The organism is Streptomyces sp. NPDC025793 (assembly GCF_055558375.1).
Window position 1 is genome coordinate 117,634 of the sequence record NZ_JBVHMR010000002.1, and the last position, 13,573, is coordinate 131,206.

A 13,573-nucleotide genomic window follows, 5' to 3' on the forward strand; every position below is an offset into this window, starting at 1 on the left:
GAGGCGGACCCTGAGGCGGGGCGTGGGCGGCCGCCGGAACTCGACGGTCCCCGCCCCGTGGCCCCCGCCGTGGCCCGCGGTCACCGGCACCCTGGCTGCGGTCACCGGCACCCTGGCTGCGGTCGCCGGCGTCCCTCGGCTCACCCGTCCGACGTCAGGACCAGCCCCGACGTCGGGACCCCGGTGCCCGCGGTCACCAGGGTGCGGGAGGCGCCCGGTATCTGGTTGACCGCCGTGCCGCGCAACTGGCGCACCGCCTCCGCGATGCCGTTCATGCCGTGCAGATACGCCTCCCCCAGCTGGCCCCCGTGCGTGTTCAGCGGCAGCCGCTGCTCGGCGACGAAACCGGCCGCCTCCCCCCTCCCGCAGAAGCCGAACTCCTCCAGCTGCATCAGCACGAACGGGGTGAAGTGGTCGTAGAGGATCCCCACGTCGATGTCGGCCGGGCCGAGGCCGCAGGCCCGCCACAGACGGCGGGCCACCACGCCCATCTCCGGCAGACCGGTCAGGTCGCCCCGGTAGAAGCTGGTCATCTGCTCCTGTGCCCGCCCGGCTCCCTGCGCGGCCGCCGTGATCACGGCCGGGGGATGCCGCAGGTCCCGGGCCCGCTCCACCGAGGTGACGACAAGCGCCTGCCCGCCGTCGGTCTCCTGGCAGCAGTCGAGCAGTCGCAGCGGCTCCACGATCCAGCGGGACGCGGCGTGCTCGGCGAGGGTGAGGGGACGGCCGTGGAAGTACGCCGCCGGGTTGGTCGCCGCGTACGTGCGGTCCACCACGGCCACGTGCCCGAACACCTCCGGCGTCAGTCCGTACGTGTGCAGATACCGCTGGGCCGCCATCGCCACCCAGGAGGCCGGGGTGAGCAGCCCGAACGGCAGCACCCAGCCGAGCGCCACCCCCTCCGCCGACGGCTCCCGGTGCTGCACGCCCGCGCCGAATCTGCGGCCCGAGCGCTCGTTGAAGGCGCGGTAGCAGACCACCACCTCCGCCACGCCCGTCGCCACCGCGAGCGCCGCTTGCAGGACGGTCGCGCAGGCCGCGCCGCCGCCGTAGTGGACCCGGGAGAAGAAGGACAGCTCGCCCATCCCGCAGGCCTGGGCCACGGTGATCTCCGGGCTCGTGTCCATCGTGAACGTCACCATCCCGTCCACGTCGGCCGGCGCCAGGCCGGCGTCGTCCAGCGCGGCCCGCACCGCCTCCACCGCCAGCCGCAGCTCACTGCGCCCCGAGTCCTTGGAGAACGCGGTGGCCCCGATCCCGGCGATCGCCGCACGGCCGCCCAGGGCGTCCCGCGTCCGCGCGCTCATGACGCGCCTCCGCCGGGATACGGGCCCGGGCCGGGAGACGTGCCCCCGCCGGGGAGGGTGACCGTCACCGTCCCGGTCACATGCCGACCGATGCCGTTGGCGCCGACGACCCGCACGGTCGCCGTGTCGCCGTCGTCCCCTTCGACGAGCTCCTCTATCCGGCCGGTCAACACCATCGTGTCCCCCGGGTAGTTGGGCGCGCCCAGCCGGATGGCGACCTTGCGGAGCACCGCCGACGGTCCGAAGTGGTCGGTGATGTACCTGCCGACGAGGCCGTTCGTCGTCAGGATGTTCATGAAGATGTCCGGCGAGCCCTTCTGCCGGGCCAGCTCCGCGTCGTGGTGCACGTCCTGGTAGTCGCGGGACGCGATCGCCCCCGCCACGATCAGCGTGCGCGTGACCGGGATCTCCAGCGGCGGCAGCTCGGCACCCACCCGCGGCTCCGCCGCGCCCTCACTCGCCATGTGCGATCAACTCCCCCAGTTCCTGGAGCACTTCGGCACCGCAGCCCAGATACGCGTCCAGCTGCCGGCCCCACAGGAAGTGCCGGTGCACCGGATGGTCGAGGTCGGCTCCCGCCCCGCCGTGCAGATGCTGGCCCGTGTGGACCACGCGGTGTCCCGCCTCGGACGCCCACCAGGCCGCGGTCAGCGCGTGCGTGGCGTACGGCAGCCCGGCGTCCCGCCGCCAGGCCGCCTCGTAGGCCGTCACCCGGATCGCCTCGATGTCCATGTGGGCGTCGGCGGCGCGCAGTTGGACGGCCTGCCGGGTGGCGAGCGGGCGCCCGAACTGCTCCCGGGCGCCCACATGCGCCACGGCCCGCGCCAGCGAGCCCGCGCACACCCCGGCCTGGAGCCCGGCGAAGGCCGTACGGGCGGTGGCGAGGACGTCGGCATGGGCCTCCGGGCCGCCCACCGGCTCGGCGGGTGCCCGGTCGAGGGTCAGTCTCCCCGCCGACCAGGGCGCCGTCAGCTCGACCGGGGTGACGGCCGTGCCCGGGCCGAGGGGGACCAGCCACAGCCCGCGGCCGGCGTCGGCGACCAGCACATGGGTGGCGTCCCGCAGCCACGGCACGACCGGGACCGTGCCGGTCAGCTCCCCGCGCGCCGAGGCCCGCACCGCGCCCTGCGCGGGAAGCGCCCCGGCCACCACGGCCGAGCCGTCCTCGACCGCCGGGAGCAGTGCGCCGCGCTGCGCGTCGCTGCCGTGCGCGGTGAGGGCCAGCAGGCCGTACACACAGCTCGCCGCGTACGGCACCTGGGCCGTCGTCCGCCCCTGTTCCTCCAGGAGCAGCACCAGCCCGAGCAGGCCCAGGTCCGTCACCGCGCCGACCAGGCCCGCCGCGCACAGGGCCTGCCAGAGCTCCGGGTCGCTGCCGGTCCCGGCCGCCTTCAGCCGGTCGGGGCCGGCCAGGTCGCCGAAGATCCGCGCGGCCAGGTCACGGGCCCCTGCCTGGGCCTCGGTGGGCGTGAAGTCCATGTCAGCCCTCTCCCTCGACGACCCGGAAGACCGGCAGGACCAGCGCGCCCTCGTCGCCCCCGGCGCTCCCCGCGTCCCCGGCGTTCTCGTAGCGGCGGAACTCCACCCGGACCGGCAGCCCGATGCGCACCTTGTCGTACGGCACCCCGACCACGTTGCTCACCATCCGCACGCCCTCGGCGAGCTGGATCAGGCCGACCGCGTACGGCGGATCGAAGGCCGGGAAGGGCGGATGGTGCATCACCACGTACGAGTGGACCGTGCCCTCGCCGCTCGCCTCGACCGTGTCCCACTCCGGGCAGCCGCAGGCGTTGCAGCCCGGCAGCCAGGGATGGCGCAGCGTGCCGCAGTCCGCGCAGCGCTGGATCAGCAGCCGGTGCCCGGCCACGCCCTCCCAGAAGCCCGCGTTGTCCCGGTTGACCACCGGGCGCGGGCGCCGGGGGCGCGGAGCGGGCGGATCCCGGTGCGCGGGGGCGTACTTGAGGATGCGGAAGCGGTGCGTGCCCACCAGCTCGCCGGCGACCCGGACGTCGGTGCGGGTGGTCACGAAGTAGCCCGTGCCCAGCTTCGTCGTCTTCCGCTCCGACACCGCCTCGATCACCGTGTCGAAGGCCACCTCGTCGCCCGGGCGCAGGGGCCTCAGATACTCCTGCTCGCAGTCGGTGGCCACCACGGACGTGCAGCCCGCCGCGTCGAGCAGGCCGATCAGTTCGTCGTAGGCGCCCGTGCGCCCCGCGTGTCCGGACAGACCGCCCATCGTCCAGGCCTGGAGCATGGTGGGCGGGGCGACGGCGTCCGGGCCCGCGTACACCGGGTTGGTGTCGCCCATCGCCTCGCACCAGTGCCGGATCATCGGCAGGTTCACCGGGTCCTTGCCCACGGCGGCGACGGCGGCCGCCCGCCCTGCGTACCCCGCGAGCCGGGCGCCCAGCTCGTCCGCCTGCGGAACCCGCGCGCTCGCCTCCGCCCCCTCCGGGACCCTCGTGCTCACCGCTGTCCCCTCCGCGTCCCGGCCGCTCGCGCCGTCCGTGCCATCCCGAGCCGCGTCGTCGCGACGATCTCCCGCTGCACCTCGCTCACCCCGCCCCCGAACGTGTTGATCTGTGCCGCCCTGTTCAGCCGCTCCAGCTCGCCGTCCCCGAAGACCCCCGGGGAACCCGCGCGGACCAGTCCCGCCTCGCCCGCGATCTCCTGACACATGCGATACGTCGCGACAGTCGATTCCGTTCCCGCGAATTTCACGCCGCTCGCCTCGCCGGGAGCCAGCCGGCCCGCCCCCACGTCCGCCACCAAACGCCAGCTGAGCAGGCGGTTCGCCGCCAGGCGGGCATGTGCCTCGGCCGCCCGAAGACGCACCCAGGGCTCGTCGATCCGGCGGCGCAGATTCACTGGATCGGGTGTACGGGCGGCGGCGAGCGCGGCTTCGAGACACTCCTCGGCCTGCATGCCGAGCGCGGCGAGCGCGACGCGTTCGTGGTTGAGCTGGCCGGTGATCAGCGACCAGCCCTCGTGCTCGGTGCCGACCAGGTTCCGGGCGGGGACGCGGACGCCGTCGTAGTAGGTGGCCGTCGTCGTCTGCCCGCCCACCGTCTCGATCGGCGTCCAGGAGAACCCGGGCGCGTCGGTCGGGACGAGGAGGATCGAGATGCCCCGGTGCCGGGGCGCCTCGGGGGCGGTGCGGCAGGCGAGCCAGATCCAGTCGGCGTGCTGGGCGCCCGAGGTGAAGATCTTCTGCCCGTCGACGCGCCAGCCGTCGCCCTCCCGCACGGCCCGGGTCCGCAGCGAGGCGAGGTCGGTGCCGGCCGAGGGCTCGGTGTAGCCGATCGCGAAGACGGCCTCGCCGCTGAGGATCCGGGGCAGGAAGCGGGCCTTCTGCTCCGCGCTGCCGTACCGCATGAGGGTGGGCCCGACGGTGTTGAGCGTCACCATGGAGACCGGGGCGCCGGCCCGGTGGGCCTCGTCGAAGAACACGAACTGCTCGTCCGCGCCGCGCCCCTGGCCCCCGTACTCGACCGGCCAGCCGAGCCCCAGCCAGCCGTCGGCGCCGATGCGGCGCAACAGGGCGCGGGGGTCGGCGGGTTCGCCGCGCTCGGGGAGCACGGCCCGGAAGTAGGCGCGCAGTTCGGCGCGCAGGCGCTGCTGTCGCTCCGTGGGGGCGAGGTGCACGGCGGGCCTCCCTGCCTCGCGGACCTTCCCGGGAAGATTTCTGACTGTCCGTCAGATCAGAGGAGGTGTCAAGGTCGCCGACGCCACAGCCCGGGCCCGGACTCCCGACTCCCCGGGAGAACGCCGACGCGGCGGCACCGAAGTGCCGCCGCGCGACGTGTTACGACCCCGAAGCACACCCCACGAGGGCCCTCACCGGGAGGGACCTCGTCCCGGGCTCACCAGAGGTCGGCGAAGTTGACGGACACGTCGTCATTGCCCTGCTGGAGGGCGGTGAAGGCGGAACCGTTGACCTGAGCGGTGTTGCTCCGGTTCGACGCGCCGTCGCCGACCGCGCTCTGCTGGGTGGTCGACGAGTTGCCGAAGTTGTCGTGGCCGACGCCGCTGCCGATGGCGCTCGCCACACCGGCGTTCGATCCGTGACCCGCGATGGCGCCGTTGTCTGCGGCGGCGACACCGCTGAACAGGGCGGCGGCGAGCGGGAGAGCAGCGACGGCGGCGACAACGCGGGCGGTACGGATGCTTGCCATCTTGTTCCTCCAGAAAGCGGCCCGAGAGGCCGAACGTTTGTGAACTGTGGCTGATGTCAGGGCAGTTGGCCGACTGCCTCGACTTCGTGGACGACGTCGCGAATCAAGAGTTGCCCACCGAATCCCCGGCGAACCACCCGGGAAGCCCCGATTAGCACGCAAGCGTGAGGACAAGTCGATAAACCCCCATCGCTACCATTCGTCTCCTCTCCCCCCAGGAGGCGCGCTTCGCCACTTTCGCACCCCAAGCGGCACAAGGGGTGAACCGTTCCGCCGCGCGCCCCGCCCCACCACCGGCTCCCCCGCACACCGAACGCGCCCCCCTTCCCTTTTTCGAACGTACGTACGAACATGGATTCATGGCCACCACCGACCGGCAGGCCACGACCCTGGCCCTCGCACACGCGCTGTCCGCCGCCGAACGCGGCCTGGCCGTCATCCCGCTGTCCCGGACGAAGCTCCCGGCCCTGCGCTCCCCCCACCGCGACGACCCCGACCCGGCCGGAGCGCGCTGCCACGGCATGTGCGGCCGCCTCGGCCACGGCGTGTACGACGCCTCGGCCGACCCCGGCCGCATCCGCGCGCTGTTCGCCGCCGCCCCCTGGGCCACCGGCTACGGCATCGCCTGCGGGCTGCCCCCGTACCACCTGATCGGCGTCGACCTGGACACCAAGTCCGGCACGGACTCCTCGGCCGCCCTGCGCGAACTGGCCCTGCGGCATCTGTTCACGATTCCGGAGACGGTCGTCGTCCGGACCCCGAGCGGCGGCCGCCATCTGTGGCTCACCGGCCCGCCGGACGCCGTCGTACCCAACTCGGCCGGCCGCCTCGCCCCCGGCATCGACATCCGGGGCGCCGGCGGCTACCTCGTGGGCCCCGGCTCACGCACCGACCACGGCGTCTACACCGCCGCACCGGGCACCGCGCACCTTGCCCCGGCCCCCTGCCCGCCGTCCCTCCTGCGCCTGCTCCTGCCCCCGCCGCGCGCCCCGCACCCGGCCCCGGCCGTCCCCGGCGACCACGGCCGCGGCCTGATCCAGTTCGTCCTCTCCGCCCACGAGGGCCAGCGCAACACCCGGCTGTTCTGGGCGGCCTGCCGCGCCTACGAGAACGGCCTCGGCCCCGCCCTCGCGGACGCCCTGACCGAGGCGGCCCGGGGCACCGGCCTGACGGAACGCGAGGCCCGCGCGACGATCGCCTCGGCGGCCCGGATGACGGGACACCGACCGTGAACCAGCCGTGAACCGGGCACGGAAAAGGGGCGCCCCCAACCGGGGCGCCCCTTCTGACCAGCACATCTACGCTCTGTGCGGAGGCGGTGGGATTTGAACCCACGGTGACATCGCTGCCACGACGGTTTTCAAGACCGTTCCCTTAGGCCGCTCGGGCAACCCACCTCGTCCCCGTCCCACCTGGGGCGGAGCGGCTACAGCCTACCGGCCTCGGGCCTCGCGCGGGGTCCTTGGTCCACACAGGGTCCACTGGCTCTGATTCGACCCAAGATCCCTCCGGATCCGCCCTTTGGCCGAGGGCCCGATACCGAGGAAGCCTACTGTCGCGCTAGCCGCAGACATCGCCCCGCGAGCGCTGTTGCACCTGCCCTGACATAATTATCGAACAGCTATTCGGTATGTGACCTACGAGGACGGTCTTGCTCGCCATGTGTCTTTACTGCGAAAATTTCAGCCATGAACCCACAGTCGTGGCTCGACGCGTTCGTGCAGCGCAATCTGGTGGATCTTGCGCGGATGCGCGAGTACTGCGAGCAGGGCCTCGCTCAAGCGATGGTCCCGGAGCGCAAAAAGCGACCCAAGCCCGAGCGCATCCGGGGTGAGGTCGTCTCCATGGACATGCGCGACCGGGTACTGCTCGCCGCCGACAACCCGGTCTTCCGATCGGGACGGTTCAAGCTCGAAGCTCGACCGAATCGCTCCATTTGTCTGATCGAGAAGGAAACAGGGGTAGAAGTCCGCGTCCGCAAGGTGAGCGAACCGCCGGCCGTCGACCGCGCTACCTACACCTGGCCAGACGTGCAGCAGACAACACTTTTCGACCCCAGGAGGGAGAGCCTCGATCCAGGGCTCACGCCTGTCCTAGTGTGGTTCATCGACAAGCACGACCTCCTGAATCACTTCCGAGCAGTGATCGTGGACAATCTGGAGGAGCTCAAGCGCTCCCCTATGGTGGTCTGCGCCTCGACCGAGGTGCCCCCGCTCGCTTCTCTGAAGAGTCTGACTGGAGCAGCAACAGTCAGTACGCCGAAGGACGACTTCGAAGACTCGGTGGTATCACGGCGTCCGCGCCGGGAGGAGGGGTCGGGGGAAGTTCCACCACAGTTGTAGGCCCGACGACAAGCACGATGGAGATGGGTTGCTGTGGCTGACACGATCCCTGTGTATGGATACCGCGTACGCCAGGCGCGGACGATCCGCCGCAGTCCTATCAAACCGCTGGCTCAGCTGCTGGACATGTCGCCCTCGTCCTGGACCGCACTGGAACGCTCTACTACGACGGACATGCCCCGAATGCGCTTGAGAAGGCTCGCCACTAGCCTGAGGTTTCCGGCCGAGTTCTTCACCCAGCAGCCAGGGCTGCCGATTCACCGGGGCTCGTTGTTGTTCCGTGCCAAGAAGTCCATAAAAGCAGCGCAAGTGGATGCCCTCACCGCGTTCGCTGAGATGACGGCCGAGCTACTGGCCAGTCTCGCTGAGCATGCGACGCAGCCACCCCTCCGGCTCCCCCTGTCACTACCTTCGGGGACGTCTCCGGAGGAAGCTGCTCGCCTAACACGTGCCGCACTTGATCTGCCGGAGAACGAGCCGATTAGCCACGTTACCCACGCGCTAGAGCGCGCCGGCGTTCCAGTGGTTGTCGCGGACGTCGACATGCCTGACGCCAGGCATGATGCGTTCTCCGTCTGGGTCGGCGACTTCCATGAACAACCCCTGATCGTGGGGCGCCCGGTGAACTCATGGGAGCGCACACGATGGTCCATCGCTCATGAGGCAGGCCATCTCGTGTTGCATCGAGGCGGCGTCGGCGAGGTAGATGAGGATGAAGCCAACCGCTTCGCCAACGAATTCCTCTTGCCTAGCGAGATGCTGAGGGAAGAGTGGCCTGAGGCTGTAACGCTGAGTTCCCTCATGCCACTCAAGCAACGGTGGCAGATGTCCCTGGCCGCGCTGATCGTGCACGGCAAGCAACAAGGCCTCCTGGACGAAGACCGGGCGTCCGGGCTGTTCAAGCAGCTATCCGCCCGGCGCGATGCCGTCAGCGGCGTTACTTGGCGCGTGCAAGAGCCGGGATGGTCTGACCAGGAACCTGAGCGACCGAGGCTGCTAGCTGTGATGGCAGAACGCGGCCTGGACCGTCCAGCAAGCGCCGAACTCTTCGCCACGCTCACAGGTGGGTGGGCTGTGGACTTGATGGAACAGATCGTCTCTGGCCAGCGCTCAGCGCCTGCAGTGGTCCGGGAGCAGGCACGGGCGGCGCTTTCCGCCCTGCCGTCGAACGTCGTAGCACTTCGCCGGGCATAGCAAAGTCGGCCCGTCATGGGCCCGCCTGTATCGATTCACAGCGGGACCCATGCAGAGACTGTGAGACAGCGAGAACGCAGGAGGGTGCCTTCGACAAGAGGCACCCCTCGCTGGCTCTGTTCACGGAATCCGGTTCTGGCACAACTTCTATGGTCGACTACGGAGAGTCATGATCGTCGCTAGGGTCGGCGTGTCCATAGTACTCGGCGTGTGCCCGTTGGGCTTGCAGGAGCGATACGTCAGGCGGGGGGACGGGTTCACCACGTCGAAATGCTCCAAGGCAATCCAGAGCATGTTGAATCAGAGGCCGGAAAAGACGCCTGGGGTGCACCCGATCCGAAATCGCCTCCCAGTCCTCCATGGTCATTAGAATGTCACTGATTCGTCGTCGGAGTTCGCTGTCACGCAAGCGTCGGACAGCGATGCTCGGCGGGCCAAAGAGGTCCTCAAGAGGATCCACCCATGCATCATGAGCCTCGTCGTCCCACTGCCGAACTCGTTGTTCGGGAGCCGTTCGGACGTGCCGTTGGAGGTCCCAGAACCCGTTCTCCAAGATGCCCACGGCGGCAGTTTCAAGCTCGCGAATGCGTGTCTCCTCGGCACCGTGCGCCTGCTGCCGCTGGACAAGGTAAGCAGTGACGCCGGAGACGATCGCACCGAGCACTGTGCCGACGAACCCGAATACTGCAGGCAACCAAACGTTCATGGTAGGCAGTGTGGCGTGCAGTAGCGCATTGTCCGGTGTAAGAGAGCGAGATTTTCGCGGATTACATTCAAGCTTCAGGCCAGGAGGACGCGTGCACGAAGGAGTGCACCCGTCACTCACAGTGGCCTCTGCCCGGAAGTTGAGTCAGAACCCAATCTCGTGAACAAAGCCACCTCGCGGATGACTGCCTTGGTCGGGGCTCAGATTGCTTGGCCCCTGCCACGCTGCTCCAGGTCAGCCGAGATAGGGCCGCTCGCGGTGCTCCAGAAAATGACCGATCCGGAGCCGCTGCGTGTGGTGCATCGGCAGTCGATCAATCTCCTCTGGCTGGACGAACCGAAGCTCCGTGGACTCGTCCGAGATCGCGAGTTGTCCGCCGACCACGCGAGCGGTGAAACAGACATTGAACTGTCGGCGCACCTCACCGTCCGTATAGGCGATGACGTGGCGCGGGTCTGTGTATGTGCCAACGAGCCCGGTGATCTCCACGTCCAGGCCCGTTTCCTCCTTCACCTCTCGGACGGCGGTGCCCGGAAGCGAGTCGGTCATCTCCATGCCGCCACCGGGCAGTGCCCAGAGATCGTTGTCTCGTCGGCGCTGCAGGAGAATGCGTCCTTCCTCGTCAATGACCACCGCGGATGCCGCAACGACCAAACTGTTGGGCTTGGGGGCGTCCGGGTCGTCGTAGTACTCGGTCCGTGCCATGATCACCCTTCTCGGACTGGTGTCGCGGTCGCCCACACCGCAGCGAAGCTGTCAGCGTAGGTATCGAACATGCCGCCTGACCCACTTCGGCGCAGGTGCCAAACAGGGGCACCATAGGCGTTCACGCCCCAGACGTGAGCGTTGACCAGTGCCTGATCATCGGCCCGGTAAATCGAGTTGTAGAGCGTAGTGGCATGGGTTCGCACCTCGATGCCCGGTACCCCGACAAGGGGCCGATAGTGCATCAGCGCAAGACGGCAACGGGACTGGATCCCGTGGCCGAACTTCTCTTCCTCACCACGCTGTTGAACGTTTGAGCTGTCCGCGTCGCCGAGTGCGATACGGACTGCGCAGCCCTCGGCCGCGCGCTCCTTCAAGAGCTCGTTGAGCCTTGGGTACGCCTCGTGCAGGAAGACGGCGGCGTACACCAGCACGTCGATTTGACTGCGAGCCTGGGTCAGCATGTCCACGAAGGTGGACACGGGGATATCCGCCCGCTGATCGTAGAGAGCTACGAGTTCGGGACTGACGGCGCGGGCGGGGCGTGCCTGCCGGAGCGCTGGCCATAGAGCGTGCACGTCTTCTCCTAGCGTTTCCGCTGCCAACATGGCCGTGGCACGGCGCGGAGTACGTCCCAGATTGACCCATCGTTCGACGGACTTGGGATCGACTTCGACCTTGTCCGCGAGGGCGTTGTACGTCCAGCCGCCGGCCGCCATCGCAGCACGTAACCTCTCGTTCGGCATCTCAATCTCTCCTAACACCCGGGGACGGCACTAGGGACGTTCTACCCGACCCGGGACGTCCCGCAGTGGGGTTTGTCGGAGGTTCCAACGTCCTGTTGGGCCGCAGCATGCTCGTGTGCCATGGCGAGCAACCAGCAGACCAGACCAGGCATCGGTGAACTGGCGAAGGACAGCGCCAGCGGACGTATCGGCGTCGTCATGAGTGAGGTCGGCGCCCGGGTGCAGATAAGGCCCGTCGGTGGTGGCGTCGAGTGGGATGCCCTGCCGGCCAACGTGGTGGCGCTGACCGCGCGGGAGGAACTGAGAGCCCGCCTGGCCATCAGGAACGGCAACAGCCGGGACGGCCTGTGATGCGCGCCATCGGCCGGTACGCGGGGGTCCTGTTCATCATCGTGATCAGCGGGTCGTGTGGCCTGGTGATCGGCATGGCCCTCGGAACCAGCCAGTAGACCGGCCGCCCCGAACGGGGTGCCAGTTCCCCGGCTCCCCTTCCCCGCTCGGGGCGGCCTTCCAAGCCCCCGGTCACCCGTGGCCCATGCCCCGGCGACCGGTACGGGAGCAAGTGCCAGAGCACCGCGACACTCAAGGAGTACTCGCATGACGGCAACGGTCAACGACCAGAGGACCGGACGCGCAGTGGCTGGTGAGGAACTGTTCGACAGCCTCACCCACTTCGTGGTCGTCCACAACGAGCAGTCGCCCGAGAGGGCGGAACGGATCGCGGACCAGGCGGTGGCCTTCGTGGTCACTGCGGCGACCGCCACCGTCCCCATGGTCCCGTCGGATGACGTAGACCTCGGTCTGCACGCGCTCATCCTGCACACGAAGGAGTACGCCGACCTGTGCGAGCGGTTCGCCGGCCGCTTCCTCCACCACAACCCGAAGCCGGGCGGCGGAGCGCGTGACCCGGAGAAGGTCGCCGCCTCCGCGCACGCGATGAAGGCAGCCGGGTTCATGGTCTTCGACGACCTGTGGACCGTGGACGGCACGAACCTCGCGCAGTGCGACTCGGACTGCGGCCGTCCATACGGTCAGGCGTAGCGACACGACGCCAGCGACGCGGCCGGCCTCGGCTCGGGGTCGGCCGCCTCGCCCGGAAGGAGAACAGACGTTGTCCGGGACACCCGCTGAACTGCCGATCGTCGTGCTCGACGCGCTCATGCCTACGACTCAGCGCCTGGTCGTCAATCGCCGGGGCTCGATGGTCTGGGAGGTCGAGAGCCATCGGGGGCACTACGCCGTGAAGGTCGGCTATCCGATTGAGGCTACAGCCGAGTGGTCCGCCCAGCCCTGGACGGCGCTCGCGCCCGCACGTGAAGGTGCCGTGCTGCACCGCCTCGACTTCCATGACTTCGCGTACGGCGAATGGGAGCAGGGCACCTGGAACTTCCAACCGTGGCGCGAAGGGCCGGACCTCTACAGGCTGTGGGAGCCCTGCCGTGTGCAGGACTCGCGCGTCGAACCGCACACCAGCGTGGCGCTCGGCTGCGTGGAGGCACTGGCCGAACTGCACGGCAAAGGCTGGGCCCACGGTGACGTGCAGCCTGCGCACTTCATCATCGGTCCGGAGCGGACGCACCTCATTGACCTGGCCTTGGCACGCGGCGGCCACGTCCCCGAGGGGTACGACTTCCCGTTCCGCGGCTGCCTCGTCCACTACGAGGCGCCAGAGATTGCGCGCAGTGTGCTCGAAACCGGTGAGGCAGAGCCTACGCAGGAAGCCGACGTCTACGGGCTCGGCGCGTCCCTGCTCATCTCCGCCACGGGCTGGCGGGCTGTCGAGTACCCGGACGACGCACCGCGCCCCGAGCAGAGACGAGCCGTCGCGAGCGGCAAGCGCCGGCCTGTGAAGGTGCACGGCGAGCTGGGCGAACTGATCGACGCCATGCTGAGCCCCGCTCCTGAGGACAGGCCCACGATCTACGAGGTCGGTAAGGCCTTGAGCTGAACCGTAGATCCACCAACTAGAAAACCGGACCACCCCTCGGCCTGGACAGCATTCGGGGTGGTCCGGTCGCGGAATCCCTGGTCAGGACCCCGGTGCCGATGGTACCGGGGCGGTTGGCGTGCTCGTGTGCGGGTGCTGCTGCAACCCCGGCTCAGAGTTGTCGACTTGGAAAGGGGTTCTGACCTGAGCCACCGAAAGTCAGCCACGACGGCGGGTGCGCCGAACGAGCACCCGTCACGTGTGTTTCCAGCAACCACCCGCTGGCCTCAGCCACGCTTCTTCAATGCGTCACGGACCTCGACCTCATTCCGGCCTGGGCGTTGCCGCCTCAGCCGTCTGACGCACCGGTTCCGCTGCGGCTCTAATGCCGATCCGGCTGCGGAACTGTGGCTGACTGGCTGGTGGGTCTCGCTTGGCCGGTGTCGGCCTGGTCCTGGTGCTCGGAGCAGT

Annotated in this window: 14 protein-coding genes and 1 tRNA gene; 6 read left to right on the forward strand and 9 right to left on the reverse strand. The window is 69.3% G+C overall.

Features of this window, described 5'->3' with window-relative positions:
* Positions 1-140: 140 nt before the first annotated feature.
* The 6 genes from ACZ4MF_RS04340 to ACZ4MF_RS04365 form a co-directional block, all read right to left on the reverse strand.
* Positions 141-1,307 (reverse strand): lipid-transfer protein, encoded by a 1,167-nt coding sequence (locus tag ACZ4MF_RS04340; protein ID WP_467489662.1) that lies wholly within the window; start codon positions 1,305-1,307, stop codon positions 141-143.
* Positions 1,304-1,771 carry a MaoC family dehydratase gene (locus tag ACZ4MF_RS04345; protein ID WP_467489664.1) on the reverse strand — a complete coding sequence of 156 codons (468 nt, stop codon included), beginning with the start codon at positions 1,769-1,771 and terminating at the stop codon, positions 1,304-1,306. The genes ACZ4MF_RS04340 and ACZ4MF_RS04345 overlap by 4 nt, the downstream gene beginning before the upstream one ends.
* Positions 1,761-2,786, reverse strand: coding sequence for an acyl-CoA dehydrogenase family protein (locus ACZ4MF_RS04350; RefSeq protein WP_467489666.1), 1,026 nt, complete (start codon positions 2,784-2,786; stop codon positions 1,761-1,763). The genes ACZ4MF_RS04345 and ACZ4MF_RS04350 overlap by 11 nt, the downstream gene beginning before the upstream one ends.
* Position 2,787: 1 nt before the next feature.
* Positions 2,788-3,777, reverse strand: a complete 990-nt coding sequence (locus ACZ4MF_RS04355) for a bifunctional MaoC family dehydratase N-terminal/OB-fold nucleic acid binding domain-containing protein (RefSeq protein ID WP_467489668.1) — start codon at positions 3,775-3,777, stop codon at positions 2,788-2,790.
* Complete coding sequence (locus tag ACZ4MF_RS04360; protein ID WP_467489670.1) at positions 3,774-4,952, reverse strand: acyl-CoA dehydrogenase family protein; 1,179 nt, start codon at positions 4,950-4,952, stop codon at positions 3,774-3,776. The genes ACZ4MF_RS04355 and ACZ4MF_RS04360 overlap by 4 nt, the downstream gene beginning before the upstream one ends.
* Before the next feature lie 218 nt (positions 4,953-5,170).
* Positions 5,171-5,482, reverse strand: coding sequence for a hypothetical protein (locus ACZ4MF_RS04365; protein WP_467489672.1), 312 nt, complete (start codon positions 5,480-5,482; stop codon positions 5,171-5,173).
* A gap of 359 nt (positions 5,483-5,841) precedes the next feature.
* Between ACZ4MF_RS04365 and ACZ4MF_RS04370 the strand changes: the two genes are divergently transcribed.
* On the forward strand, positions 5,842-6,714 hold the full coding sequence (locus ACZ4MF_RS04370; RefSeq protein ID WP_467489674.1) for a bifunctional DNA primase/polymerase: 873 nt from the start codon (positions 5,842-5,844) through the stop codon (positions 6,712-6,714).
* Between the two features lie 78 nt (positions 6,715-6,792).
* Here ACZ4MF_RS04370 and ACZ4MF_RS04375 read toward each other — a convergent pair.
* Positions 6,793-6,881 (reverse strand) — tRNA-Ser (locus ACZ4MF_RS04375).
* A 289-nt stretch (positions 6,882-7,170) separates the two neighbouring features.
* Between ACZ4MF_RS04375 and ACZ4MF_RS04380 the strand changes: the two genes are divergently transcribed.
* Entirely contained in the window at positions 7,171-7,824 is a 654-nt protein-coding gene (locus ACZ4MF_RS04380; protein ID WP_467489676.1) for a hypothetical protein, read from the forward strand.
* A gap of 33 nt (positions 7,825-7,857) precedes the next feature.
* Positions 7,858-9,018: an ImmA/IrrE family metallo-endopeptidase gene (locus tag ACZ4MF_RS04385; RefSeq protein WP_467489678.1), complete on the forward strand. Its 1,161-nt coding sequence runs from the start codon at positions 7,858-7,860 to the stop codon at positions 9,016-9,018.
* Positions 9,019-9,958: 940 nt separating this feature from the next.
* Here the strand turns inward: ACZ4MF_RS04385 and ACZ4MF_RS04390 are convergent.
* On the reverse strand, positions 9,959-10,429 hold the full coding sequence (locus ACZ4MF_RS04390; protein WP_467489680.1) for an NUDIX domain-containing protein: 471 nt from the start codon (positions 10,427-10,429) through the stop codon (positions 9,959-9,961).
* A 2-nt stretch (positions 10,430-10,431) separates the two neighbouring features.
* Positions 10,432-11,175, reverse strand: a complete 744-nt coding sequence (locus ACZ4MF_RS04395) for an XRE family transcriptional regulator (protein ID WP_467489682.1) — start codon at positions 11,173-11,175, stop codon at positions 10,432-10,434.
* Between the two features lie 120 nt (positions 11,176-11,295).
* On the opposite strand from ACZ4MF_RS04395, the gene ACZ4MF_RS04400 reads away from it, so the two are divergent.
* From ACZ4MF_RS04400 to ACZ4MF_RS04410, 3 genes are all read left to right on the forward strand, one after another.
* Positions 11,296-11,526 carry a hypothetical protein gene (locus tag ACZ4MF_RS04400; RefSeq protein WP_467489684.1) on the forward strand — a complete coding sequence of 77 codons (231 nt, stop codon included), beginning with the start codon at positions 11,296-11,298 and terminating at the stop codon, positions 11,524-11,526.
* Positions 11,527-11,772: 246 nt separating this feature from the next.
* Entirely contained in the window at positions 11,773-12,216 is a 444-nt protein-coding gene (locus tag ACZ4MF_RS04405; RefSeq protein WP_467489685.1) for a glycine-rich domain-containing protein, read from the forward strand.
* Between the two features lie 70 nt (positions 12,217-12,286).
* Positions 12,287-13,123 carry a protein kinase family protein gene (locus tag ACZ4MF_RS04410; protein WP_467489687.1) on the forward strand — a complete coding sequence of 279 codons (837 nt, stop codon included), beginning with the start codon at positions 12,287-12,289 and terminating at the stop codon, positions 13,121-13,123.
* Positions 13,124-13,573: the final 450 nt, after the last annotated feature.